At 67.7% G+C, this 25,281-nt stretch carries 23 protein-coding genes; 21 read left to right on the top strand and 2 right to left on the bottom strand.

The window, feature by feature from the left end:
• Nucleotides 1-35 precede the first annotated feature (35 nt).
• Together mscK and selO are read left to right on the top strand one after the other, a co-directional pair.
• Nucleotides 36-3,404, top strand: a complete 3,369-nt coding sequence (gene mscK / locus A9179_RS02395) for a mechanosensitive channel MscK (protein WP_187804268.1) — start codon at nucleotides 36-38, stop codon at nucleotides 3,402-3,404.
• Between the two features lie 79 nt (nucleotides 3,405-3,483).
• Entirely contained in the window at nucleotides 3,484-4,944 is a 1,461-nt protein-coding gene (gene selO / locus A9179_RS02390; RefSeq protein ID WP_187804267.1) for a protein adenylyltransferase SelO, read from the top strand.
• Between the two features lie 34 nt (nucleotides 4,945-4,978).
• Here selO and A9179_RS02385 read toward each other — a convergent pair whose 3' ends face one another.
• A complete protein-coding gene (locus A9179_RS02385; RefSeq protein WP_187804266.1) occupies nucleotides 4,979-6,223 on the bottom strand; it encodes an MFS transporter in 1,245 nt (414 codons plus the stop codon).
• Nucleotides 6,224-6,422: 199 nt separating this feature from the next.
• Here A9179_RS02385 and A9179_RS02380 point away from each other — a divergent pair, with 199 nt between their 5' ends.
• The 5 genes from A9179_RS02380 to A9179_RS02360 all read left to right on the top strand — a co-directional run bounded on the left by A9179_RS02380 (nucleotide 6,423) and on the right by A9179_RS02360 (nucleotide 10,878).
• Nucleotides 6,423-7,400 carry a sulfite exporter TauE/SafE family protein gene (locus tag A9179_RS02380; protein ID WP_187804265.1) on the top strand — a complete coding sequence of 326 codons (978 nt, stop codon included), beginning with the start codon at nucleotides 6,423-6,425 and terminating at the stop codon, nucleotides 7,398-7,400.
• Between the two features lie 129 nt (nucleotides 7,401-7,529).
• On the top strand, nucleotides 7,530-8,807 hold the full coding sequence (locus tag A9179_RS02375; RefSeq protein ID WP_187804264.1) for a bifunctional O-acetylhomoserine aminocarboxypropyltransferase/cysteine synthase: 1,278 nt from the start codon (nucleotides 7,530-7,532) through the stop codon (nucleotides 8,805-8,807).
• Nucleotides 8,808-8,867: 60 nt separating this feature from the next.
• Nucleotides 8,868-9,302 carry a thioredoxin TrxC gene (trxC, locus tag A9179_RS02370; protein WP_187804263.1) on the top strand — a complete coding sequence of 145 codons (435 nt, stop codon included), beginning with the start codon at nucleotides 8,868-8,870 and terminating at the stop codon, nucleotides 9,300-9,302.
• 228 nt (nucleotides 9,303-9,530) lie between these two features.
• Nucleotides 9,531-9,974 (top strand): PaaI family thioesterase, encoded by a 444-nt coding sequence (locus A9179_RS02365; protein ID WP_187804262.1) that lies wholly within the window; start codon nucleotides 9,531-9,533, stop codon nucleotides 9,972-9,974.
• 109 nt (nucleotides 9,975-10,083) lie between these two features.
• Nucleotides 10,084-10,878 (top strand): universal stress protein, encoded by a 795-nt coding sequence (locus A9179_RS02360; protein WP_187804261.1) that lies wholly within the window; start codon nucleotides 10,084-10,086, stop codon nucleotides 10,876-10,878.
• Between the two features lie 96 nt (nucleotides 10,879-10,974).
• On the opposite strand, the gene A9179_RS02355 is transcribed toward A9179_RS02360, so the two are convergent.
• A complete protein-coding gene (locus tag A9179_RS02355) occupies nucleotides 10,975-11,739 on the bottom strand; it encodes a ParA family protein (RefSeq protein ID WP_187804260.1) in 765 nt (254 codons plus the stop codon).
• 309 nt (nucleotides 11,740-12,048) lie between these two features.
• Between A9179_RS02355 and A9179_RS02350 the strand changes: the two genes are divergently transcribed.
• The 14 genes from A9179_RS02350 (at nucleotide 12,049) to A9179_RS02285 (ending at nucleotide 25,279) form a co-directional block, all read left to right on the top strand.
• A complete protein-coding gene (locus A9179_RS02350; protein WP_187804259.1) occupies nucleotides 12,049-12,762 on the top strand; it encodes a beta-ketoacyl synthase chain length factor in 714 nt (237 codons plus the stop codon).
• The gene (locus A9179_RS02345; protein ID WP_187804258.1) at nucleotides 12,735-13,544 is read left to right on the top strand and encodes a lysophospholipid acyltransferase family protein; all 810 of its coding nucleotides are present in this window, start codon (nucleotides 12,735-12,737) and stop codon (nucleotides 13,542-13,544) included. Before A9179_RS02350 ends, A9179_RS02345 begins: the two co-directional genes overlap by 28 nt.
• The gene (locus A9179_RS02340; RefSeq protein WP_187804257.1) at nucleotides 13,525-13,785 is read left to right on the top strand and encodes a phosphopantetheine-binding protein; all 261 of its coding nucleotides are present in this window, start codon (nucleotides 13,525-13,527) and stop codon (nucleotides 13,783-13,785) included. The genes A9179_RS02345 and A9179_RS02340 overlap by 20 nt, the downstream gene beginning before the upstream one ends.
• Before the next feature lie 10 nt (nucleotides 13,786-13,795).
• Complete coding sequence (locus A9179_RS02335; RefSeq protein WP_187804256.1) at nucleotides 13,796-14,056, top strand: acyl carrier protein; 261 nt, start codon at nucleotides 13,796-13,798, stop codon at nucleotides 14,054-14,056.
• A 3-nt stretch (nucleotides 14,057-14,059) separates the two neighbouring features.
• Nucleotides 14,060-14,605: a COG4648 family protein gene (locus A9179_RS02330; protein ID WP_187804255.1), complete on the top strand. Its 546-nt coding sequence runs from the start codon at nucleotides 14,060-14,062 to the stop codon at nucleotides 14,603-14,605.
• Nucleotides 14,602-16,263 carry an acyl-CoA synthetase family protein gene (locus A9179_RS02325; RefSeq protein WP_187804254.1) on the top strand — a complete coding sequence of 554 codons (1,662 nt, stop codon included), beginning with the start codon at nucleotides 14,602-14,604 and terminating at the stop codon, nucleotides 16,261-16,263. Before A9179_RS02330 ends, A9179_RS02325 begins: the two co-directional genes overlap by 4 nt.
• 126 nt (nucleotides 16,264-16,389) lie before the next feature.
• Complete coding sequence (locus A9179_RS02320) at nucleotides 16,390-17,124, top strand: glycosyltransferase family 2 protein (RefSeq protein ID WP_187804253.1); 735 nt, start codon at nucleotides 16,390-16,392, stop codon at nucleotides 17,122-17,124.
• Entirely contained in the window at nucleotides 17,121-18,053 is a 933-nt protein-coding gene (locus A9179_RS02315) for an LpxL/LpxP family acyltransferase (RefSeq protein ID WP_187804252.1), read from the top strand. Before A9179_RS02320 ends, A9179_RS02315 begins: the two co-directional genes overlap by 4 nt.
• On the top strand, nucleotides 18,046-19,575 hold the full coding sequence (locus tag A9179_RS02310; RefSeq protein WP_187804251.1) for an HAL/PAL/TAL family ammonia-lyase: 1,530 nt from the start codon (nucleotides 18,046-18,048) through the stop codon (nucleotides 19,573-19,575). Before A9179_RS02315 ends, A9179_RS02310 begins: the two co-directional genes overlap by 8 nt.
• Nucleotides 19,568-19,993 (top strand): acyl-CoA thioesterase, encoded by a 426-nt coding sequence (locus A9179_RS02305; RefSeq protein ID WP_187804250.1) that lies wholly within the window; start codon nucleotides 19,568-19,570, stop codon nucleotides 19,991-19,993. Before A9179_RS02310 ends, A9179_RS02305 begins: the two co-directional genes overlap by 8 nt.
• Complete coding sequence (locus A9179_RS02300) at nucleotides 19,990-20,586, top strand: outer membrane lipoprotein carrier protein LolA (RefSeq protein WP_394354695.1); 597 nt, start codon at nucleotides 19,990-19,992, stop codon at nucleotides 20,584-20,586. Before A9179_RS02305 ends, A9179_RS02300 begins: the two co-directional genes overlap by 4 nt.
• Nucleotides 20,576-22,903: an MMPL family transporter gene (locus tag A9179_RS02295; RefSeq protein WP_187804249.1), complete on the top strand. Its 2,328-nt coding sequence runs from the start codon at nucleotides 20,576-20,578 to the stop codon at nucleotides 22,901-22,903. Before A9179_RS02300 ends, A9179_RS02295 begins: the two co-directional genes overlap by 11 nt.
• Nucleotides 22,900-24,048, top strand: a complete 1,149-nt coding sequence (locus A9179_RS02290; protein ID WP_187804248.1) for a cation:proton antiporter — start codon at nucleotides 22,900-22,902, stop codon at nucleotides 24,046-24,048. The genes A9179_RS02295 and A9179_RS02290 overlap by 4 nt, the downstream gene beginning before the upstream one ends.
• On the top strand, nucleotides 24,035-25,279 hold the full coding sequence (locus tag A9179_RS02285; RefSeq protein WP_187804247.1) for an NAD(P)/FAD-dependent oxidoreductase: 1,245 nt from the start codon (nucleotides 24,035-24,037) through the stop codon (nucleotides 25,277-25,279). The genes A9179_RS02290 and A9179_RS02285 overlap by 14 nt, the downstream gene beginning before the upstream one ends.
• The last annotated feature ends 2 nt before the right edge of the window (nucleotides 25,280-25,281 follow it).

Below are 25,281 nucleotides of genomic sequence, written 5' to 3'. Positions count from 1 at the left end.
AGCCGCACTATTTCCACGAGCCGCCGAACGCGACCATGTCTTTCCTGCGCCCACTCCTGACTGCCGCCCTCCTTGGCCTGAGCCTTTCCATCGCGCCGCTGCAGGCCGCCGAAGCCCCGGATGCCAAGAGCGTCCAGACCAGCCTCGACGGCCTGGCCGACCGCAAGCTACCGGAAGCCGAGCAAAACGCCCTGAAGCTGAAGCTCGAGCAGACCCTCGACTTCCTCGCCCAGCGCGACGACAGCCAGCAGCGCCTGGTCGAGCTCAAGCGCCAGCTGCGTGACGCGCCACGCCTGATCAGCGAAGCCCAGCGCGACCTCGAACGGCTCAACGCCAGCCAGCCGGCGAACACCGCCGAGCGCTACGCCAAGTCCAGCGAGGAACAGCTGGAAACCCTGCTCAGCGAGCACAACGGTCAGCTCAGCACCTGGCAGCAGCAACTGGCCGACGCCAACAGCCTGATCATCACCTCGCAGACCCGCCCCGAGCGCGCCCAGGCCGAGATCAGCAGCAACCAGACCCGTGTCATGCAGATCAACGCGCTGCTCAAGGCCGGCAAGGATTCCGGCAAGCCGCTCAGCGCCGAGCAGCGCGACCTGCTGAATGCCGAACTGGCCGCCCTGCAGGCGCAAAGCGAGCTGCGCCGCCAGGAGCTGGCCGCCAACAGCCTGCTGCAGGATCTCGGCAACAGCCGCCATGATCTGCTCAGCGAGCGCATCCGCCGCATGGAGCAGGAAAACCTGCAACTGCAGAACCTGATCAACGAGAAGCGCCGCGCACAGTCCGAGCAGACCGTCGCCGAACTCTCCCGCGAGGCGGAGAAGGCCGACCCGGACAGCCTGCTGGCCAAGGAGAACCAGGCCAACCTGACCCTCTCCGACTACCTGCTGCGCACCACCGAGCGGCTCAACTCGCTGACCCGCAAGAACCTCGAGACCAAGCAGCAGCTCGACAGCGTCAACCAGAGCAGCCAGGCGCTCAGCGAGCAGATCGAGGTGCTGCAGGGCAGCATGCTGCTGGCCAAGATTCTCTACCAGCAGAAGCAGGCCCTGCCGAAGATCAGCCTGGACTCCAACCTGGCCGACGCCATCGCCGATATCCGCCTGTACCAGTTCGAGATCAACCAGCAGCGCGACCAGCTGAAGAACCCCGAGCAATACATCGAGCAGATCCTCGCCAAGCTGCCGCCCGAGCAGATCAGCGACACCCTGCGCAAGGATCTGGCCAGCCTGGTCGATACCCGCAAGGAACTGCTCGAGCGCCTCAACCGCGAAATGAGCGCCGCGCTCAACGAGTCGATCACCCTGCAGCTCAATCAGAAGCAGCTGCAGGGCACGGCCTCCGCCCTGCGCGCCACCCTCGAAGAACAGATGTTCTGGATTCCCAGCAACAAGCCGCTGGATCTCGGCTGGCTGCGCCAGACCCCGACCTTCCTCAAGGCCCAGCTGGATGCCGTGCCCTGGGGCTCGGCCGTGCATGAGCTGGGCGCAGGCCTGGTCGACCGCCCCTGGCTGTTCATCCCCCTGGCTCTGCTGATCGGCGCCCTGTTGTGGCGGCGCAGCTGGCTGTACACCAAGCTCGGCGCCCTGCACCAGGACATCGGCCACTATAAGCTCGACAGTCAGCTGCACACCCCGCTGGCGCTGTTGATCAACGTGCTGCTGGCCCTGCCGGTGACCCTGTTCCTGACCCTGTGCGGCGTGGCCCTGCTGATCGACGCCCGTGGCCAGAACGCCACCCTGGGCAGTGCCCTGCTGGAAATGGCGCAGACCTGGCTGGTGTTCTACACCCTCTACCGCATCCTCTCGCCTGCCGGCGTGGGTGAGCTGCACTTCCGCTGGGCGCGCCCACAAGTGGCCTTTCTCAGCACCCAGATACGCCGCCTCGGCCTGGTGGTGATGGCCCTGGTGGCCGTGGTCACCGTCGCCGAGCACCAGCCGGCCGCCCTGGCCGAGGACGTGATCGGCGTGTTCGTGGTACTGGCCTGCTTCGGCCTGATGACCTGGCTGCTGAGCAAGCTGCTGCTGTCCGGCCCGTTGCGCGAGCATGCCTCGCCGTTCCGCATGCTGATCGGCCTGGCCTTCACCGCCCTGCCGGTCGGCCTGATGATCGCCGTGGGCTTCGGTTACTACTACACCGCCCTGAAACTCACCGACCGCCTGATCGACACCCTCTACCTGCTGATTTTCTGGCTGGTGCTGGAAGCCGCCTTCGAGCGCGGCCTGGCCGTGGCCGCGCGGCGCCTGGCCTATGCCCGTGCCCTGGCCAAGCGCCAGAGCCAGCCCAAGGAAGGCCCGGAAGGCAACGAACCGGCCGTCGAGGAGCCGACCCTGGACATCGACCAGGTCAACCAGCAGTCCCTGCGCCTGATCCGCCTGGCCCTGCTCAGCGGCTTCATCATCTGCCTGTACTGGGTCTGGGCCGATCTGCTCAGCGTGTTCACCTACCTGGACAACATCACCCTCTACCAATACAGCAGCGGGGCCGGAGACGCCGCGACCATGGTGCCGCTCAGCCTGCTCGACCTGCTCGGCGGGCTGGTGATCATCGCCATCACCGTGGCCCTGGCCAGCAACCTGCCCGGCCTGCTCGAGGTGCTGGTGCTGTCGCGGCTGTCCCTGGCCCAGGGCACGGCCTACGCCACCACCACCCTGCTGTCCTATGCCATCAGCGGCATCGGCTTCGTCATGACCCTGTCGGTGCTCGGCGTCAGCTGGGACAAGCTGCAGTGGCTGGTCGCCGCGCTGTCGGTGGGTATCGGCTTCGGCATGCAGGAGATCTTCGCCAACTTCATTTCCGGCCTGATCATCCTGTTCGAACGCCCGGCGCGTATCGGCGACGTGGTGACCATCGGCAACCTGTCCGGCACGGTCAGCCGCATCCGCATCCGCGCCACCACCATCACCGACTTCGACCGCAAGGAAATCATTGTCCCGAACAAGACCTTCGTCACCGACCAACTGATCAACTGGTCGCTCAACGACACGGTCACCCGGGTCATCATCCGTATCGGCGTGGCCTACGAGACCGACCTGGCCCTGGCGCGCAAGCTGATGCTGCAGGCCGCCAACGAGAACAGCCGGGTGCTGCGCGACCCGGAGCCGGTGCTGTACTTCCTCAGCATCAGCGCCAGCACCTTCGACTACGAGCTGCGCTTCCACGTGCGCGAGCTGGGCGACCGCAACGCCTCGACGGACGAGATCCTCACCCGCATCGCCTTGAGCTTCCGCGAGAACAATGTGGAAATGGCCTTCAACCAGGTCGACGTGATGATCAAGAACCTGCATGGCGATGAGCTCAACCTGACCACCGGGCAAATGGTCGCCGCCACCGCGGCCGCCGATGCGCAGCAGCAACTGCCGCCGGCCAAGCCGGGCACGCCACCGTCGATCAACCCACGCTGAGTGGTTCAGCCAGGGCCGGCGCTGCCGGCCCGATTCGCCTATCAACGCCGGGCATCTGCCGCCCGGCCGGAGCCTGGCCGTGAAGTCGCTTTCCGAGCTGCAATTCGACAACCGCTACGCCCGCCTGGGCGATGCCTTCTCCACCGCCGTGCTGCCCGAACCCATCGCCGAGCCGCGCCTGGTGGTGGCCAGCCCCAGCGCCATGGCCCTGCTCGACCTCGACCCGGCCGAAGCCGACAGCCAGGTATTTGCCGAGATCTTCGCCGGGCACAAGCTGTGGAGCGATGCCGAGCCGCGCGCCATGGTCTATTCCGGGCACCAGTTCGGCAGCTACAACCCGCGCCTGGGCGATGGCCGCGGCCTGCTGCTGGGCGAAGTGGTCAACGCTGCCGGCGAGTACTGGGATCTGCATCTCAAGGGTGCCGGGCAGACGCCCTGGTCGCGCATGGGCGACGGCCGCGCGGTGTTGCGCAGCTCGATCCGCGAGTTCCTCGCCAGCGAATACCTGCATGCCCTCGGCATCCCCACCAGCCGCGCGCTGTGCGTCACCGGCTCGAGCACCCCGGTGTGGCGCGAGAAGCAGGAAAGCGCCGCCATGCTCCTGCGCCTGGCGCCCAGCCACGTGCGCTACGGCCACTTCGAGTACTTCTACTACAGCAACCAGCACGAGCGTCTGCGGGAGCTGGGCGAGCATGTGCTGGCCTGCCATTTCCCCGAGTGCCTGGCGGCGGCGAATCCCTGGGCGGCGATGTTCCGCGAAGTGGTCGAGCGCAACGCCGCGCTGATCGCCCAGTGGCAGGCCTATGGCTTCTGCCACGGGGTGATGAACAGCGACAACATGTCGATCCTCGGCATCACCTTCGACTACGGCCCCTACGCCTTCCTCGACGACTTCGACGCCAAGCACATCTGCAACCACTCCGACGACACGGGCCGCTACAGCTTCAGCAACCAGGTGCCGATCGCCCACTGGAACCTGGCCGCCTTGGGCCAGGCGCTAACGCCGCAGGTCGAGGTCGAGCAGCTGCGCGAGAGCCTGGAGCTGTTCCTGCCGCTGTACCAGGCGCACTACCTCGACCTGATGCGCAAACGCCTGGGCCTGACCACCGCCGATGACGGCGACCAGGCGCTGGTCGAGCGCCTGCTGCAGCTGATGCAGGGCGGTGCGGTGGATTACTCGCTGTTCTTCCGCCGCCTCGGCGAGCAGGCCCCGGCCGAGGCCCTGCGCGTGGTGCGCGACGACTTCGTCGACCTGGCCGGCTTCGATCAGTGGGGTAGCGACTACCTGGCGCGGGTCAGCCAGGAGGGCGGCAGCCAGGCCGAGCGCCAGGCGCGCATGCACGCGGTCAATCCGCTCTACGTGCTGCGCAACTACCTGGCGCAGCAGGCCATCGAGGCCGCCCAGCAGGGCGACTACGGCCCGGTGCGCGAGCTGCACGCGGTGCTCAGTCGGCCCTTCACAGAACAGCCAGGGATGCAGCGCTACACCGAGCGCCCGCCGGAATGGGGCAAGCACCTGGAAATCAGCTGCTCCTCGTAGGGCGGGTGCAATCCGCGTGGGGCCGGCGCCGTGCTCAGACCGCCGCAGGCCTGGCCCGCAGGAAATAGCCCAGCACCAGCGCCAGCATCGCCGCCGCCAGCAGCCCGGCGCCGACGAACAACGCCGGATAGCCGAGCAGCTTGGCCAGCACTCCGCTGCAGGCGCCGACCAGGCCGGCCAGCAGCAGCTGGGTACTGGCCTGCAGGGTGAAGTCCGCGCCTTCGTGCTCAGGGCGGCACTGGCTCATCATCACGGCGAACAGGGCCACCGTGGACATGCCGTCGGCCACCTGTTCGAACAGGCACAGGGCATAGACCAGTCCGGTGTCGCCGCCACGCCCCACCAGCAGCGCCATACCGGCGATGCCCAGCGCCTGCAGGGCGCCGAAGCCCAGCAGCGAGCGCAGGGCGCCCAGGCGTGCATACAGCAGGCCGCCAAGCAGCGCGCCGCCGATGCCGGCAAGGCTGCCGATCAGGGTCAGCTGGCCCAGGGCCGTGGTGTCCCAGCCCTGATCGACCAACATCGGCTTGATCATCGGCGAGCCCAGAGCATCGCCGAGCTTGAAGGTCAGCACCACCAGCAGCCAGGCGAGCATGCCCGGCTGTGCCAGCAGGCCACGATAGTGGCGCAATAGCAGGCCGGGGCCGGCCGGCTCGGCCAGGGCCTCGTGGCGCGGCAGCTGCTGGTTCTCGCGAAAGCGCCAGATCGGCAGGGTCAGCAGCACCAGAATCAAGGCCAGCAGGGCGATGGACAGGTTCCAGCCCAGCGGGTCGATCAACAGCAGCAGGCCGCTGCCACTGGCCAGCATGCCGACCTTGTAGCCGCCCACCTGCAGGCTGTTGCCCAGGCCGCGCCAGCGCGCTGGCAGCAAGCGCACGGTCAGCCCATCGGTGGCCACGTCCTGGCTGGCGGCGGCCAGGTTGATGATCAGCAGCAGCCCCAGCAGCAACCAGATCGCCTGGCCGAACAGCGCCTGCGGGGCGAGCAGCGCCAGGCCGCCGAGACAGAGGATCACCGTGGCCTGCAGCGGCAGGATCCAGCCGCGGTGATGGCCCAGGCGCGCCGAGCCAATCCGGTCGATCCACGGCGCCCACAGCACCTTGAACAACCAAGGCAGGGCCAGCAGCTTGAACAGGCCGATCAGGCCCAGGTCGACGCCGTGCTGGCGCAACAGCACCGGCAGCGAATGGGCCACCAGGCCGGACGGCAGGCCCTGGGCGCAATACAGGCTGGCCAGCAGCAACAGGGTGGCGTTGCCGGGACGGTCGCTCGCGGTCATGCAGGCAGCTCCTGGAAAAGGGCGTCCAGCGTAGGGGGCACAGAGAGCGGGAGCAACCGTGGCCAGCAGGCGGCGTAGAAAAACAAAATAGAATATAAACCTGCCCAAACATTCTTAGACTCTCTAAGCAAAGCCGCTTATCTTTGCCCGCTACTTTATTCCAGCCTGTTCTACCACCCGCTGTCAGGCGCCTCACTGCATGAAAATTCGCGATCTCGATTACAGTTCCAGCCCGCTCAATGCCGAGCACGAAGCGCTGGGCCTGCCCCCTGTAGAAGACTACGTCGCCCATCCGGACAACCATCCGGTACTGCGTGCGGCCATGTGGGCGGCCGTGCTGATCCTGGTCAGCCTGCTCGCGACCCTGGCCTGGCGCCTGTTCTTCGGCGACCACGGCGGCGCAAGCGGTCTGGATATCATCGAAGCCGCGCTGAACAGCCCGACCTTCTGGAGCGCAGTGGCCGTCGGCCTGCTCGCCCAGGTGGTCGACGGCGCCCTGGGCATGGCCTACGGCATCACCGCCACCACCTTCCTGCTCAGCGCCGGCGCCTCGCCGGCCGCGGCCAGCGCCAGCGTGCACATCGCCGAAGTGTTCACCACCGGCCTGTCGGGCATCTCCCACGTCAAGCTGGGCAACGTCAACAAGTCGCTGTTCCTGCGCCTGCTGCTGCCGGGCATCATCGGCGCGGTGCTGGGCGCGGTACTGATCACCCAGTTCGACGGCGCGGTGATGAAGCCCTTCATATCCGCCTATCTGCTGCTGATGGGCCTGTACATCCTGTACAAGGCCTACCGCCATGTGGCCCAGCGCAAGGCGCCCAAGCACGTGGCCAAGCTGGCCCTGTTCGGCGGTTTCGTCGATGCCGCCGGTGGCGGTGGCTGGGGCCCGGTGGTCACCAGCAGCCTGATCGGCTCCGGTAGCGATCCGCGCACCACCATCGGCTCGGTGAACTTCGCCGAGTTCTTCCTGACCCTGTCCAGCGCCGCCTCGTTCATCCTCCTGGCCGGCGAGCTGGATACCTGGCTGATGGTGGCCGGCCTGGTGTTCGGCGGCCTGTTCGCCGCACCGTTCGCCGCCTTCCTGTGCAAGAAGATCCCGGCGCGCACCCTGATGACCATCGTCGGCTGCCTGATCACCCTGATCAGCGCCTTCAACATCTACAAGGCCCTGGCCTGATCCGAGGGGCATAAGCCCCTGCCAAAACGTTCTAGGCAAAAGGCCCGGTTCATTGCTCCAGCGCATTGACCGGGCCTTGGCGTTTTTCACATGCTGCGAACCTTTCAATCGCCCGAAGGAACGCCCTGCATGAAACTGGAAACCCTGGCCATCCACGCCGGCTACAGCCCCGACCCGAGCACCAAGGCGGTGGCGGTGCCGATCTACCAGACCAGCTCCTTTGCCTTCGACGACACCCAGCACGGTGCCGACCTGTTCGACCTGAAGGTCGCCGGCAATATCTACTCGCGCATCATGAACCCGACCAACGCCGTGCTCGAAGAGCGCGTGGCGGCGCTGGAAGGCGGCGTTGGCGCGCTGGCCGTGGCCTCGGGGATGGCCGCCATCACCTACGCCATCCAGACGGTGGCCGAGGCCGGCGACAACATCGTCTCGGTGGCCAAGCTGTACGGCGGCACCTACAACCTGCTGGCCCACACCCTGCCGCGCTTCGGCATTCAGACCCGCTTCGCCGCCCACGACGATATCGCCGCCCTGGAAGCGCTGATCGACGAGCGCACCAAGGCAGTGTTCTGCGAATCCATCGGCAACCCGGCCGGCAATATCGTCGACCTCCAGGCCCTGGCCGACGCCGCCCACCGCCATGGCGTGCCGCTAATCGTCGACAACACGGTGGCCACACCGATCCTCTGCCGGCCGTTCGAGCATGGCGCCGACATCGTCGTGCACTCGCTGACCAAGTACATCGGCGGCCACGGCACCAGCATCGGCGGCATCGTGGTCGACTCCGGCAACTTCCCCTGGGCCGCCAACAAGGCGCGCTTCCCGCTGCTCAACACGCCGGATCCGTCCTACCACGGCGTGACCTACACCGAGGCCTTCGGCCCCGCCGCCTTTATCGGCCGCTGCCGCGTGGTGCCGCTGCGCAACACCGGCGCGGCGCTGTCGCCGTTCAACGCCTTCCTCATCCTGCAAGGCCTGGAGACCCTGGCCCTGCGCATGGAGCGGCATACCGAGAACGCCCTCAAGGTGGCGCACTTCCTGCAGAACCACCCGCAGGTGGCCTGGGTGAAATACGCCGGCCTGCCCGACCACCCCGAGCACGAACTGGCCCTGCGCTACACCGGCGGCAAGCCGGCGGCGATCCTCTCGTTCGGCATAGTCGGTGGCCAGGCCGCCGGCGCGCGCTTTATCGACGCACTCAAGCTGGTGGTACGCCTGGTCAATATCGGCGATGCCAAGTCGCTGGCCTGCCACCCGGCCTCCACCACCCACCGCCAGCTCAACGACGAGGAGCTGGAAAAGGCCGGCGTGCCGCGCGACATGGTGCGCCTGTCGATCGGCATCGAGCACAGCGACGACATCCTCGCCGACCTGGCCCAGGCGCTGGATGCCGCCGCGCAGTAAAGCCCGCCCTTGTTTTACCGCCTGTATGCCACCACCTTGGTGGCATACAGGAGCCCTGCCATGACCCAACCCCTGCTGATCCCCTGCCCCCACTGCAACGGCCTCAACCGCATCCCCGCCGAACGTCTGGGCGATGCGCCGATCTGCGGGCGCTGCAAGAGCGCCGTGCTGCCGGACAAGCCCTTCGAGCTTAACCAGGCCAGCTTCGCCAGCCAGCTCAAGGGCGACCTGCCGCTGCTGGTGGATGTCTGGGCCAGCTGGTGCGGGCCGTGCCGCAGCTTTGCGCCGACCTTCGAGCAGGCCGCCGGGCAACTGCAGGGGCGCTGCCGCCTGGGCAAACTGGACAGCGAAGCCAACCCACAACTGTCGACCCAGCTCGGCATCCGCTCGATCCCCAGCCTGCTGCTGTTCAAAGGCGGCGTCGAAGTCGCCCGGCAGAGCGGCGCCCTGCCGCTGCCGCAATTGCTCAGCTGGCTGCGCAGCCAGGGCATCTAAGAACACGCTCTCCTGACTGTCGGCCAGCCTGCGTTGAAATCGGGCTCGGGCTGCTCATTTACGGTTTGTAAACTCCGCACCCTCGCCCAATTTCGCCTTGCCTGGCTCTAATTCAGAAGATCGTGGCTAAGTGCTGAGCACAACGGTCAGTGGCCGCGAGCGCTGCGGTCATTGTTCAGCGCGGGCAAACAGCTAGGCTCGGGACTCACCTGGAAAAAGGAGTCCAGCATGCCGCTGCCCGTCGAAATGGCCCGCCTGTTCACCGAAGAGAAGATCGACTTCGTCAAACGCAGCGGGCTCAAGGCCGAAGTCCTCGAGCCCGGGCGCGTGTGCCTGCGCATGCCGCTGCAGGGCAACCAGAACCATATCGGCAGCATGTACGCCGGCGCCCTGTTCACCCTCGCCGAGATTCCCGGCGGCGCCCTGTTCCTCACCAGCTTCGACGCCCAGCGCTTCTACCCGGTGATCAAGGAGATGAACCTGCGCTTCCGTCGCCCGGCCAGCAGCGACATCCTTATTGAGGCCAGCCTGACCAGCGAGGAGATCGAGCGCATCCAGACCGAGGCCGAACGCGAAGGCAAGGCCGAGTATGTACTCGAGCTGCAGCTGCGCGACGGCAGCGGCGAAGTGGTGGCAGAAAGCAGAGGCCTGTACCAATTGCGCAAACACTGACGCACGGGACTTGCCGTGGATCAAAAGCAGGTCTATCAATGGGAGTCAGATTAAGAACCCAATAGAGGTTTTACAGCGCAGCGGGAGCGCCGCGCGGAGGGGATACCCGATGACCAGTCACATCCTTATTGCCCACGACCTGCGCAGCACCGCCGACCTCGCCTTGCGCCGCGCCACCCAGCTGGCCCGCCAGCACAACGCCCGCCTCACCCTGCTGCATGTGATCGACGGCCGCGTCAGCCAGGCCGACCAGGAACGCATCGAGCAGATGCTGGACAACAGCCTGACCCAGTTCGCCCCACCCGGCAGCCAGCTCAAGCTGTGCCAGGGCAAACCGGCCGACGCGGTGCTGGAACAGGTGCAGCAGCTCGGCGCCGACCTGCTGGTACTGGGCGCCCACCACCAGCGCCACGAGTTCTTCTCCGGCACCACCCTCGACCGCATCGCCCGGCGCTGCCCGGTGCCGCTGCTGCTGGTGGCCCGCGACGAGAACACGCCCTATCTCAGCGCCGTCTCCGCCCTCGACTTCTCCCTGTGCGCCTGCACCGCGCTGAACCAGGCCTGCCAGCTGCTGCCGGGCGAAGCCAAGGTGCATGCCCTGCACGTCTTCGAGCCGGCCAAGAACCAGGCCACCAGCGAGGCGCAGCTGCTGACCCAGCGCGCGCTGATCGACCAGCTGATGGCCGACGAGGCCCTGCGCCTGCCCACCGGCAGCCCGAGCCTGAGCCACGAGGTTCGGCAGGGCGGCATCCAGCGCAGCCTGCAGGAATACATCACGGTCAATCAGCCGCAGCTGCTGGTACTCGGCTGCCACGGCCGCAGCGCGCTGTCCCAGGCCCTGCTGGGCAGCCTGGCGCAGCACTTCCTGCACAAGGCACCCTGCGACATCTTCGTGGTGCGCTAGAACCCGGGTCGGCTCAACCGGGCCGACACGCGGATTACACCCGCCCTACGCAATGAAAAAGGCGCCCGTGGGCGCCTTTTCTGTCTCTGCGGGCACTCAGCTTTCCAGCAGATTGTGCAGCTCGACGAACTGCTGGGTCAGCTTGTGGCTGCGATCCAGGTGGATCAGCGGCACACAGGCCTGGTGCGATTCGCGCATCTTCACCGAGCTCATCAGGTTGACCGGCAGCACCGGCAGACCTTCCTCGAGCAGCTCGTCGAGCAGCTGCTGCGGCAGGCTGGCGCGCGGCTGGAACTGGTTGACCACGATGCCTTCGACTTCCAGCTCCTCGTTGTGGTCTTCCTTGAGCTCCTCGATCTCGCGCAGCAGGCCGTACAGCGCCTGGCGCGAGAAGCTGTCGCAGTCGAAGGGGATCAGCACGCGGTCGGCGGCAATCAGCGCCGAGACGGTATAGAAGTTCAGCGCCGGCGGCGTGTCCAGGTAGATCCGGTCGTAGTCCTCGGAGAGGTCTTCGAGCAGTTTGCGCAGCTTGTTGATCTTGTGCTTCTGCTCCAGCTTGGGCTGCAGGTCAGCCAGCTCTGCGGTCGCGGTGATCACATGGAGGTTGTCGAAGGGGGTCTCGTAGATATCCACCTTGCCCTTCTTGAACGGCGTGCTGGACAGCGTCTGCTTGAAGAACTCGGCAATCCCCAGGGGGATATCGTCGCCGGTCAGGCCGGTCAGGTAATGAGTCGAGTTGGCCTGGGTATCCAGGTCGATCAGCAGGGTGCGATAGCCCTCCGCCGCACTCACCGCCGCCAGGTTGCAAGCGATGCTGGATTTACCCACACCGCCTTTCTGGTTGAACACTACGCGCCGCATACCACACCTCCCTGAGAGTCCCGAGCGCCACCGGTGCCACGCCCAAGGCGCACAGCGGCCGGCTGCAGGACGGATTCTGCGCCCAAAACGGCGTTGAATTCTATGCAAAGCGCATGACAAGGGCGAGCCATTTGGTCATCCCGTGACCGCCGCCCTCCTGTCCGAACGGTCGTGCCAATATTTGCGCCACCCCCGCACGGTCTGGATAATGCCAGCACCTCGCCATGGCGCCCGCCACACGTCGCCTGTCGACGAGGGTCAGCCGCAGTAGACAAGGACGCCCGAAGGGGCCAAGCAGAGCTTCGCGTGATGCATTTCAGGATCGATCAATGGCGCGCCTGGGCCCCTGGGCTGGACAGCAGGGATGACTGGGCCGACTGGAGCCGGGCCCCGCTGCGCCTGGCCGACGATCAGCAGCAGCCGGATGTCGGCTTCCTCCCCGCCCTGCAACGCCGCCGCCTGAGCCGCCTGGCACGGATGGCCTTCCATGTCGCCTGGCCGCTGGCCGATGCCACCGGCCCGCTGCCGCTGGTGTTCGCCTCGCGCCACGGCGAAACCCCGCGCACCCTGGCCATTCTCACCGACCTAGCCCACGACGAGCCGCTGTCGCCCACCCAGTTCAGCCTCTCGGTGCACAACGCGATTATCGGCCTGTGGTCGATCCAGCGCGGCGACACCAGCGAGATGACCGCCCTGGCCGCCGAAGGCGACGGCCTCGAGCAGGCCCTGCTGGAAGCCAGTACCCTGCTCGGCGAAGGCGCCCCGGCCGTGCTGCTGGTGATCGCCGAGGAAACCCCGCCGGCGCTGTACGGCCCCTATATCGACGACGTGCCCTTTCCCTATGCCGTCGCCCTGCTGCTCACACCTGGCCACGACTGGCAACTGGAGTTGAGCCAGGGCAGCGGCCCGCGTGCCGTCTGGCCGCACGCCCTCAACCTGGTTCGCGCCCTGTGTGGCCAAGCGGACTCCCTGCAACATCACTGGAACAACCGGCAATGGAACTGGTCACCCATCAGGGCCTGAGCCCACGCAGCGCGCCCTACGCCTGGCGCCTGATCGCCACCGCGCTGAGCTTCTCGCTGTTCGGCATCGGCGGCGTACTGCTGCGCATCGTCGTGTTCCCGCTGCTCGCCCTGCTGCCGGGCGACGCCCTGGCCCGCCGTACCCGCGCTCGCGCCGTGGTCAGCCGCACCTTCTACTGGTTCGTCCAGTTCATGTTCCGCAGCGGCGTGCTGACCTACGAAGTGGAAGGCGCCGAGCGCCTTGGCCGCCCGGGGCAGATGGTGATCGCCAACCATCCTTCGCTGATCGACGTGGTGGTGCTGATCGCCTTCATCCGCGACGCCAACTGCGTGGTCAAGCAGAGCCTGTGGGACAACCCGTGCATGCGCGGGCCGATCCGCGCCGCCGGCTACATCAGCAACAGCGGCAGCCTGGACATGCTCGACGAGGCCGCCGGCGCCCTGCAGCAGGGCCAGACTCTGATCGTATTCCCCGAGGGCACCCGCACTACGCCGGGGCAGACACCCGAATTTCATCGCGGCGCCGCGGCCATTGCGGTGCGCGGCGCCAGCGTGGTCACCCCGGTGGTGATCAGCGTGACGCCCACCACCCTGACCAAGGCCGAGCCCTGGTACAGCATTCCGTCGCGCCGTTTCCATTTTCGCCTGCGGGTCGGGGAGGATATCGACCCGCGACAATTCACCGAGCGGGCCCCGTTGCCGATTGCCTCGCGCAAGCTCAATGACCACCTGCATCACCACTTCATGAAGGAGCTCGCAACAGATGAGCGATCTGCAAACTGAGATCAAGAACCTGATCATCGAGGCCCTGGGCCTGGAAGACATGGCCGCCGAAGACATCGCCGCCGACCTCGCCCTGTTCGGCGACGGCCTGGGCCTGGACTCGGTGGACGCCCTCGAACTGGGTCTGGCCATCCAGAAACGCTTTGGCATCAAGATCGACGCCGAAGCCAAGGACACCCGCCAGCACTTCGCCAACGTGGCCAGCCTGGCGGCGTTCGTTGCCGCGAAACAGGCTGCCTGAGGACGTCGCAATGCAAAGCCGTGAAGAGATTTTCGCCACCCTGCGCGACGCCCTGGTCGAGCTGTTCGAACTGGACGCCGAGCGTGTCACCCTCGAAGCCAACCTGTACCAGGATCTGGAAATCGACAGCATCGACGCCGTCGACCTGATCGACCACATCAAGCGCCAGACCGGCAAGAAGATCGCCGCCGAGGAATTCAAGGCCGTGCGCACCGTCGGCGACGTAGTCGAAGCCGTGTTCCAGGTCGTCAACGCCCCGGCCCAAGACTAAGCAATGGCTCGCCTGTTTGGCCTGCTGCTGGTGGTAGCCGGCCTGCTCTACCCGTTCGCCGTGTATTACGGCATGGAGCACCTGTCGCCGCGCCTGTTCGCCGCCCTGCTTGGCGGCCTGTGGCTGGCGCGCGCGCTGAGCAACCGCGACAAGCCCGGCAGCCGCTGGATGGCCGGCGCCGCCCTGGCCTTCTGCCTGCTGCTCGGCCTGGCCGGCGAGCCGGCGCTGCTGCGCTGGTACCCGGTGCTGCTCAACCTGATGCTGCTGGCGCTGTTCGGCCTGTCGCTGAAATTCGGCCCGCCGCTGGTGGAGCGCCTGGCGCGCCTGCGCGAGCCGGAGCTGCCGGAACATGCGGTGCGCTACACCCGTAAGGTCACCGCGGTGTGGGCCGGGTTCTTCCTGGTCAACGCGCTGATCGCCAGCGCCCTGACCCTGTGGGCGCCGCTGAGCTGGTGGACGCTGTATACCGGGCTGATCGCCTACGCCCTGATGGGCCTGCTGTTTGCCGCTGAGTGGTTGATCCGCCAGCAAGTAAGGAGACATGGATGAGCTGGCTGGGACTCGCCGAGCAGCTGCTGCAACCCCTGGCCGGCCGCGCCGTGGCGCTGGAGCCGGCGCTCGAGCATGCCCAGCTGCAGCAGCGCGCCCTGCGCCTGGCCGGCGCCCTGCAGGCGCGCGGTGTGCAGCGCGTGGCACTGTACCTGGAAGATGCCGGTGAGCTGGCCATCGCCCTGCTCGGTGCCTGGCGTGCCGGCGCTGCCGTGCTGCTGCCGGCCGATGCCCAGGCGCAGAGCCGCCAGCGCCTCAGCGAGCAGGCCGATCTGTGGCTGGACAGCCTCGACGGTCTTGATGGCGAAGCTTTGGCCCCCGCCACTCTCGATCTCGACAGCTGCCGCCTGACCCTGTGCACCTCCGGCTCCAGCGGCGAGCCCAAGCTGATCGACAAGTCCCTGCGCCAGCTGGCCAACGAGGTCGAGGCCCTGGAACAGCTGTGGGGCCAGGATCTGGCTGGCGCGACCATTCTCGGCAGCGTCGCCGCCCAGCATATCTATGGCCTGCTGTTCCGCGTGCTCTGGCCGCTGTGCGCCGGTCGGCCGTTCTGGCGCCGCGCCCTGCCGTTCCCCGAAGACCTGCAGCGCGAGAGCCTGGGCCAACCGGCCTTCGCCTGGGTGGCCAGCCCGGCACTGCTCAAACGCATGGGCAACAACCTCGACTGGAATGCCCTGGGCGCCGTGCGCCGGGTGTTCTCCTCCGGCGGCGCGCTGCCGGCAGAGGTATCCGTCGAGCTGGGCGCCCAGCTCGGCCAGCAGCCCGCCGAGATCTACGGCAGCTCCGAGACTGGCGGCATTGCCTGGCGCCAGGGCGGCGAGCTGTGGACGCCGTTTGCCGGCGTGGAGCTGAGCCTGAATGACCAAGGCGCCCTGCGCATCGCCTCGCCCTACCTGCCGGCCGGGCATATCGAGCAGAGTGCCGATGCCGCCGAACTGCAGGCCGATGGTCGCTTCGCCCTGCGCGGGCGCCTGGATCGCATCGTCAAGCTGGAAGAAAAGCGCATCTCCCTGCCCATGCTGGAGCAGGCGCTGAGCCAACATGAGTGGGTCGCCGACGCCCGCCTCGGCGTGATCCAGGAAGGCCGCGCCTTCCTCGGCGCCCTGCTGGCGCTGAGCCCGGCCGGCCTGCATGCCCTGCGCAACCAGGGCCGCAAGACCGTCACCGAGACACTGCGCAAGCACCTGGCCGGCCACTGCGAGGCCATCGCCCTGCCACGCCGCTGGCGCCTGCTGCTGGAGCTGCCCTACAGCAGCCAGGGCAAGCTGGCCCAGGCAACTGTCGACGCACTGGTCGCCGCGCCGCGACCGACCCGCGTCGAGCCGCGCCAGGCCGCGCTGGTCGATGGCGAATGGCAGCTGGAACTGGACGTGCCGCCGGATCTGGCCCACTTCACCGGCCACTTCCCGCAGACCCCGGTACTGCCTGGCGTAGTGCAGATCGACTGGGCCCAGCAGCTGGCGCGCCAACTGATCACCGAGCTGCCGCCGCGTTTCTGCGGCATGGAAGTACTCAAGTTCCAGCAGCTGGTACGCCCCGGCGACCGCATCCAGCTGACCCTGCGTTTCGACGCCGAGCGCGGCAAGCTGTACTTCGCCTACCGCAATGGCGAGGTGCCCTGCTCCTCCGGGCGCATCTTGCTGGGGGCTGCCCAGTGAGTCTGTTCGCGCCTGGCAGCCCCTCACCCCTGGCCCCTCTCCCAAGGGGAGAGGGGAAGCACGCACTCGCCTCCCGCGCGGACAGCCCCCTCTCCTTTTGGGAGAGGGCTGGGGTGAGGGAAACCCATGCATAAGCCCTGTGCCGTCATCCCGGTCTACAACCACGAGCACGCCCTGCCCGTGGTGGTCGCCGCATTGCACCAGGCCGGCCTGCCCTGCGTGCTGGTCGACGATGCTTCCAGCCCGAGCTGCGCGGCGGTGATGGATCAGCTGGCCACCCAGGACAACACCTACCTGGTGCGCCTGCCGCTCAACCAGGGCAAGGGCGGCGCGGTGATGGCCGGTCTGCGCGAGGCGCAGCGCCTGGGCTTTACCCACGCCCTGCAGGTGGACGCCGACGGCCAGCACGACCTGGCCGATATCGCCACCTTCCTCGGCACCTCCCGCGAGCATCCGCAGGCGCTGGTCTGCGGCTACCCGCAGTACGACGCCAGCGTGCCGAAGAGCCGTCTCTATGCCCGTTATCTGACCCATGTGTGGGTGTGGATCAACAGCCTGTCGCTGTCGATCCGCGATGCCATGTGCGGCTTTCGCGTCTACCCGCTGCCGGCCACGGTGGCGCTGATTGAGGCCAGCAAGCTGGGCAAGCGCATGGACTTCGACCCGGAAATCCTCGTGCGCCTGGCCTGGCGCAACCAGCCGATGCAGTGGCTGCCGACCAAGGTGCACTACCCGCTGGATGGCCTGTCGCACTTCCGCCTGCTGCACGACAACGCGCTGATCTCGAAGATGCACGCCAAGCTGTTCTTCGGCATGTTGCTGCGCGCGCCGCTGATTCTCTGGCGCAGGTGGCGCGGATGAACGGGCAGAAGGCCGAACACTGGGCCGGCCAGCGCGAGCGCGGCCACTTCCTGCTGATGAAGTTCACCGCCGGCGCCGTGCGCCTGCTCGGCCGCCGCGCGCTGACGCCACTGCTGTACGCCATCGTCCTGTACTTCTTCGCCTTCGGCCGCCAGGCGCGGCGCAGCATCCGCCAGTACCAGCACAACCTGGCCAGCTGGAGCGGACGCAGCGAACTGGCGCCGCGCTTCGGCTCGGTGTTCGCCCAGTTCATGGCCTTCGCCGATGCCCTGCTGGACAAGCTCGACGTGTGGAACGGCCGCCTCGGCCTGGAACAGATCACCCTGGTCGACCCCGACGGCATCCGCCAGCGCCTGCACAGCGAGCCGCGCGGGCAGATGCTGGTCGGCGCCCACCTGGGCAACCTCGAGGTGTGCCGCGCCCTGGCCGAGCTGGGCGAGAAGGTGCAGATGAACGTGCTGGTGCACACCAAGCACGCCGAGCAGTTCAATCGCCTGCTCGGCGAGGCCGGCGCCAGCCACCTGCGCCTGATCCAGGTCAGCGAACTGGATGCGGCGATCATGCTGCAATTGTCCGAGCGCCTGGAGCGCGGCGAGTGGCTGGCGATCGCCGGCGACCGCGTGCCGCTGCATGGCGGGCGCAACGTCAGCGTGAATTTCCTCGGCCATTCGGCCGCCTTCCCCCAGGGCCCCTGGCTGCTGGCAGGACTCCTGCAATGCCCGGTCAACCTGATGAGCTGCCTGAAGATCGACGGCCGCTACCAGGTGATCCTCGAACGCTTTGCCAAACGCGTGCAGTGGACACGCAAGGAGCGCGACGAGGTGATCCGCGGCTGGGTACAACGCTATGCCGAGCGTCTTGGCGAACGCTGCCTGAACGCTCCGCGGCAATGGTTCAACTTCTACCCGTTCTGGAATGCCCATGACTGACCACGTGACCTTCGGCGAAGCCCAGCTGACCATCGAGCAGGTGGTCGCCCTGGCCAGCCGCAACGCCCGCGCCCAGCTGCAGGGCGATGCCGCCTACCGCGAGAAGATCGCCAAGGGCGCGCGCTTCCTCGACACCCTGCTGGACAAGGAAGGCGTGATCTACGGCGTGACCACCGGCTACGGCGACTCCTGCGTGGTGGCCGTGCCGCTGCACCAGGTCGAGGCGCTGCCCAGGCACCTGTTCACCTTCCACGGCTGCGGCCTGGGCAAGCTGCTCGACGAGGCCAGCACCCGCGCCGTGCTGGCCGCGCGCTTGCAGTCGCTGTGCCACGGTGTGTCCGGGGTGCGCGTGGAGCTGCTGGAGCGCCTGCAGGCCTTCCTCGAATTTGATGTGCTGCCGCTGATCCCGGAAGAGGGCTCGGTCGGCGCCAGCGGCGACCTGACCCCGCTGTCCTATGTGGCCGCCACCCTCAGCGGTGAGCGCGAGGTGATGTACCAGGGCGAGCGCCGCAGCTCCGCCGAAGTGCACAAGGAACTCGGCTGGACGCCACTGACCCTGCGCCCGAAAGAAGCGCTGGCGCTGATGAACGGCACGGCGGTGATGACCGCCCTGGCCTGTCTGGCCTATTCGCGCGCCGACTACCTGCTGCAACTGGCAACGCGCATCACCGCGCTCAACGTGGTGGCGCTGGAAGGCAATCCGGAACACTTCGACGAGCGCCTGTTCGCCGCCAAGCCGCATCCGGGCCAAACCCAGGTCGCCGCCTGGCTGCGCGAGGATCTGGCCGTGGCCGAGCCGCTGCCGCCGCTGCACCGCCTGCAGGATCGCTACTCGCTGCGCTGCGCGCCGCACGTGCTCGGCGTGCTGGCCGACAGCCTGGGCCTGCTCCGTCAGTTCATCGAGATCGAACTGAACAGCGCCAACGACAACCCGCTGTTCGACGCCGAAACCGAGCGCACCCTGCACGGCGGCCACTTCTACGGCGGGCATATCGCCTTCGCCATGGACAGCCTGAAGAACCTGGTCGGCAACGTCGCCGACCTGCTCGACCGCCAGCTCGCCCTGCTGGTCGACACCCGCTACAACCACGGCCTGCCGAGCAACCTGTCCGGCGCCCCGGCGGAAACCGCGATGATCAACCACGGCTTCAAGGCCGTGCAGATCGGCACCAGCGCCTGGACCGCCGAAGCGCTGAAAAACACCATACCGGCCAGCGTGTTCTCGCGCTCCACCGAGTGCCACAACCAGGACAAGGTAAGCATGGGCACCATCGCCGCGCGCGACGCCCTGCGCAGCCTGGAGCTGACCGAACAGGTCGCCGCCGCCACCCTGCTGGCCGCCAACCAGGGCGTGTGGCTGCGCGAACGCGCCGGCAAGCAGGACATCCCCGCGCCGCTGGCCGCCATGCGCGAACAGCTGGCCGCGGACTTCCCGCCAGTCATCGAAGATCGCGCCCTGGAAGGCGAGCTGCGCCTGTGCCTGGCACGCATTCGCAGCCGCCACTGGGGGCTGTATGCGTAAGGAAGGCGTACTGCAGGCGGACGTTGAAATCCTCGTGCCGTTCTTCGACGTCGACATGATGGAGGTGGTCTGGCACGGCCACTACGTCAAATACTTCGAAGAGGCGCGCTGCGCCCTGCTCGACAAGCTCGGCCACAACTACCGGCAGATGCGCGACGCCGGCTACGCCTGGCCGGTGATCGACCTGCAGCTGCGCTATATCCGCGGCGCCCAGTTCGGCCAGCGGATCAAGGTGCGCGCCGATCTGGTCGAGTGGGAGAACCGCCTGAAGATCAATTACCTGATCACCGACGTGGCCACCGGCGAGCGCATGACCCGCGGCAGCAGCGTGCAGGTGGCGGTGGAAATCGCCACCCGCGAGATGCTGCTGGCCTCGCCCAAGGTGCTCACCGACGCCGTCGCCAGGATCCTCGGGTGAAATTGCGCGCCTGCCTGGGCCTGTTGCTGCTGGCGCTGATGCCGGCAGCCCACGCCTTCGACCTGGCCGAGCTCAGCGCCCAGCTGGCCAAGCCCGCCGTGGTGCGCGGCCCGTTCGTGCAGGAGAAACACCTCCGCGCCCTGCCCACACCGCTGACCAGCCAGGGCCAGTTCAGCCTGTCGCGCGAGCATGGCCTGCTCTGGCTGCTGCAAAAGCCGCTGCAGCAGGACTACCGCATCGACGACAGCGGCATCGCCCGCCGCACCGCGCAGGGCTGGCAACAACAACCGGGCCAGGATGTGGCCGCCCAGCAGAGCCGCCTGTTCCTCGCCGTGCTCAAGGGTGACCGCTCGGGCCTGGAGCGCGACTTCGAGCTCAAGCTCAGCGGCGAACACAACGCCTGGCAGCTCGAACTCACGCCCCACTCCGTGCTGCTCAGGCAGATCTTCAGCAGCATCCGCATCGACGGCGGCGCGCTGGTCGAGCGCATCGAACTGATCGAGACCCAGGGCGACCGCACCGTCCTCAAGCTGCCGCAAAGCCAGGCTGGCGACGCGTTGACTGCGCAGGAGCGCGCCGACCTTGTCCACTGACCTGCAGAAAGCCCTGCCGCGCCTGTTTGGCGTCCTGCTGCTGGCCCTGCTGGCGCTGGCCGCCTGGCAGTGGCGCGATGGCCCGCCAGTGCAGGCCAGCATGCTCGCCCTGCTACCCCAGGGCGCTAGCGATGAGCTGGTGCAACAGGCCGAGCAGCGCATGCAGGAGCCGCTCAACAGCGAACTGCTGATCCTGATCGGCCATCCGCAACGCGAGCGCGCCATCGCCCTGGTGCAGCAGGCCGCCAGCCAGTGGCAGGCCAGCAAGCGCTTCGCCCAGGTGCAGTGGAACCTGCAGGCCGACCTCACAGCCCTGCGCCAGCAGCTGCGCACCAGTCGCCTGGCCCTGCTGCCGGCCAGTGACCGCCAGCTGCTGAGCGAGCAGCCGGACGCCTTTATCCAGCAGCGCGCCGCGCAGCTGTTCGACACCTTCGCCGGCTTCGGCCTGCTGCCCACCGAGCAGGACTGGCTTGGCCTCGGCCTGCGCGCCCAGCAGGCACTGAATCCCGGCAGCCGTATCCAGGCCGACCTCGGCAGCGGCGCCCTGCTGCTGCAGGACGGCGACATGACCTGGGCCCTGCTGCGCGTACGCAGCCAGGGTGGCGCCTTTGATATGCAGGCGCCACCACGCATTGCCGCCGCAGTGGCCGAGCTGCGCCAGCAGGTCACCGCCCAGGGCGGTCAGCTGCTCGCCGCCGGCGGCGTGCTGTATGCGGCGGCCGGCCAGGCCAAGGCCACCCGCGAGATCAGCCTGATCGGCGGCGGCGCCACCCTCGGCACCCTGCTGTTGCTGTTGCTGGCGTTCCGCCGCCCGCGCGTGTTGGTCAGCCTGCTGCCGGTGGGCGTCGCCCTGCTGGCCGGCTGCACCGCCTGCGTACTGGTGTTCGGCCAGATCAACGCGCTGACCCTGGTACTCGGCGCCAGCCTGATCGGCGTGGCCGCCGACTATCCGCAGCACTACCTGAGCAAGAGCTGGGGCGATGGTCAGTGGTCGAGCTGGAGCGCCCTGCGCCAGACCCTGCCGGGCCTGACCCTGAGCCTGGGCACCAACCTGGCCGGCTACCTGGCGCTGGCCTTCACTCCGTTCCCGGCGCTGACCCAGATCGCCCTGTTCTCCGCCGCCGGACTGATCGGCGCCTACCTGTGCTCGGTGTGCCTGCTGCCAGCCTGGCTGCATGGCCTGCGCCTGGCGCCGCCAGCCAGCCTGCGCCGCGCCGCCGAGCGCCTGGTGCACGGCCGCGAACAGCTGCTGGCACGCACCGGCAGCTGGCCATGGCTGGTCGCCCTGCTGCTGTTCTGTGCCGGCGGCCTGGGACAGCTGCACACGCAGAACGACCTGCGCCAGTGGCTGGGCAACGAGCCGCGCCTGCTCGGCGAAGCCCAGCGCATCGCCGAGCTGAGCGGCCAGCAGCCCACCAGCCAGTTCTTCCTGGTGCGCGGTGCCAACCAGCAGCAACTGCTGCAGCGTCAGGCCGCCCTGAGCGCACGCCTGGATACGGCGGTGGCCGCCGGCCAGCTGCGCGGCTACCGCGCCCTTAGCCAGCTGGTGGCGCCTGCGAACGAGCAGGCGCCGCTGCGCACGGCACTGGCCAGACTGCCGCAGCACTGGCAGCCGCTGCTCGATCTCGGCCTGCCGGAAGCGGCCCTGCGTGCCGAGCTGGATGAGCTGCTGCACGCGCCGCCAGCGGATCTGCAACAAGCCCTGGCCGGCCCGCTGGGCGAGCCCTGGCGCCCGCTATGGCTGGGTAGCAATGCAGACGGGGTGGCCGGTATCGTCAGCCTGCAAGGGCTCGCCGACCCTGCCCTGCTGCTGCAGGCGGCAGCCAGTCTGGACGGCGTGCAGGCAGTCGATCGCCTGGGCGAGCTGAACCAGCTGTTCGCCGCCACCCAGCTCAGCGCCGCCGAACTCAAGCTGATCTCCAGCGCCGCCATTCTCCTGCTGCTGTGCCTGCCCTTCGGCCTCGGCGGCGCGCTGCGGGTGATCTGCCTGCCACTGCTCTCGGCCCTGGCGGCGCTGGCCTGCCTCGGCTGGCTGGGCCAGCCGCTGACCCTGTTCAGCCTGTTCGGCCTGCTGCTGATCACCGCCATCGGCGTCGACTACGCCATCCTGATGCGCGAGAACATCGGCGGCCCGGCGGTGAGCCTGCTCGGCACCCTGTTCTCGGCGCTCACCGCCTGGCTGTCGTTCGGCCTGCTGCTGCTCAGCCAGACCCCGGCCATCGCCAACTTCGGCCTGGCCATCAGCCTAGGCCTGCTGTTCTGTTTCCTGCTGTCGCCCTGGGCTGCGGCAACTCCACACAAGGAGGTGGCCGCGTGAGCGTGCTCGGTTTCTGGTTGCTGGCCCTGGCCGGCTACGCCCTGGTGGCGCTGATCGGCGGGCGCCGGCTGATTCCCATCGTCGGCCAGTTGCTGGTGGCGGCCATCGCCATTCCCACCCTGCTGCTGTTGTGGGTCGAGCCGCACTGGCAGCTGAGCGCCCAGGACCTGCTGGCGCCGACCTGGCTGAACCTGGCCTACGGCCTGTGCTTCGCCCTGCTGCTGGGCTACATCCTCAGCGACGTGATCGACCTGGATCTGAGCCCGGCCTGCGTGAAAATCGCCCTGCCCAGCTTCCTGGTGCCGATGCTGGCCGGCCTGGCCTGCTCGCTCTGGCTACTGCCCGGCGAGCGCAGCTGGCTGAGTTCGGTGGGCATCGGCCTGCTGTTCTCGATCACCGCCATTCCGGTGCTCTACCTGTTCCTGCAGAGCATCGGCTACCCGGCGGCGGACACCAAGCGCCTGCTGCACGCGGCGATCCTCATGGACTTCCTGTGCTGGAGCCTGTTCGGTCTGGCTCAGGGCAGCAGCCACCCGGCCGCGCTGCTGTGGCCGCTGCTGGCCGCTGCCCTGCCGCTGGCGCTGCGCCTGCTCAAGCTGCGCCATGCGCTGTTCTACAGCCTGCCGTTCTTCGCCCTGATGCTGCTGTTCCAGCAACTCAAGCTCAACGCCCTGGTGTTTGGCATCGCCTACATGCTGTGCCTGGCCGGCCTCAAACAGCCCTTCGTGCTGCCGCTGCCGGAGCGCGCCTGGAAGCTGCTGATGAACGGCCTGGCGGTACCGCTGATCCTGACGTTCGGCGTGCTGCGCGTGGACTTCCATGGCATAGGTCAAGACTACTCCTGGCTGGTCATCGCTATCCTGCTGGCGCTGCCGGTACTGAGCAAAGTGCTCGGCAGCTGGCTCGGTCTGCACTGGGCCGACCCGAGCGCCGCGGCGCGGGTGAAGTGGCGCGAGAGCCTGCTGCTGAACATCCGCGGCCTCACCGAAATCGTCTTCCTCAATCTGCTCCTGCAGCTGCAGCTGATCGACTCGCTGATCTACTTCGGCCTGCTGCTGATGAGCCTGTTTTCCACCCTGCTGCCGGCGCTGCTCGGCAGACATGCCAACAACAACGAGGCACGAAGCCGCTATGAAGTCTCTTGAAGTCGAACAACGCCAGGTTGTGGTGATCGGCGCCGGCCCCTCTGGCGCCATCGCCGCCGCCCTGCTCAAGCGCAACGGCCACGACGTGCTGGTGCTGGAGCGCCAGCGCTTCCCGCGCTTCTCCATCGGCGAGAGCCTGCTGTCGCACTGCCTGGACTTCGTCGAGGAGGCCGGCATGCTCGAAGCGGTGCACGCCGCCGGCTTCCAGACCAAGCACGGCGCGGCCTTCGCCTGGGGCGAGCGCTACACCCAGTTCGACTTCCGCGACAAGTTCACCGCCGGGCAAGGCTCGACCTTCCAGGTACAGCGCGCCCACTTCGACCAGATCCTGGCCGACGAAGCCGCGCGCCAGGGCGTGGAAGTGCGCTACGAGGAAGAAATCGTTGCCGCCGACTTCAGCGGCGACTGCCCGCGCCTGACCGTCAAGCGCCTGGCCGATGGCCACGAGTACCAGGTGGAGTGCGCCTTCGTCCTCGACGGCAGCGGCTATGGCCGCGTGCTGCCGCGCCTGCTCGACCTCGACCTGCCGTCGGACTTCCCGGTGCGCCAGGCGGTGTTCACCCATATCGAGGACCGCATCGACGACCCGGCCTTCGACCGCGAGAAGATCCTCGTCACCACCCACGCCACGCTGCGTGACGTGTGGTTCTGGACCATCCCGTTCAGCAACGGCCGCTGCTCGCTGGGCGTGGTCGCCGATGCCAAGCGCTACGAAGGTCGTCCGCTGGATCTCGACGCCTGCCTCAAACAGTTTGTCGCGGAAACCCCGAGCCTGGCCAAGGTGCTGCAGAACGCCGTATGGGACACCCCGGCACGTGCCCTGGGTGGCTATGCGGCCAACGTCAAACGCCTGCACGGCCCGGGCTTCGCCCTGCTGGGCAACGCCGCCGAATTCCTCGACCCGGTGTTCAGCTCCGGGGTGACCATCGCCATGCGCTCGGCGAGCATGGCCGCCGGCCTGCTGCATCGCCAGCTGAACGGCGAACAGATCGACTGGGAAAACCAGTTCGTCATCCCGCTCAAGCGCGGCGTGGATACGTTCCGCGTGTATGTGCAGGGTTGGTACGATGGCTCGTTCCAGGACGTGATCTTCTACGAGAAGGCCTCGCCGGAGATCCGCCGGATGATCTGCTCGATCCTCGCCGGCTACGCCTGGGACGAGAAGAACCCCTATGTCGCCGAGCCCAAGCGCCGCCTGGGCGTGCTCGCCGAACTCTGCGCCATGAACTAAGG

The sequence above is a fragment of the Pseudomonas alcaligenes genome (genome assembly GCF_014490745.1).
GTDB classification, from domain to species: Bacteria; Pseudomonadota; Gammaproteobacteria; order Pseudomonadales; family Pseudomonadaceae; genus Aquipseudomonas; species Aquipseudomonas alcaligenes_C.
The sequence above is the reverse complement of the archived record's forward strand: the minus strand, read 5'-3'. Positions and strand labels throughout refer to the sequence as shown.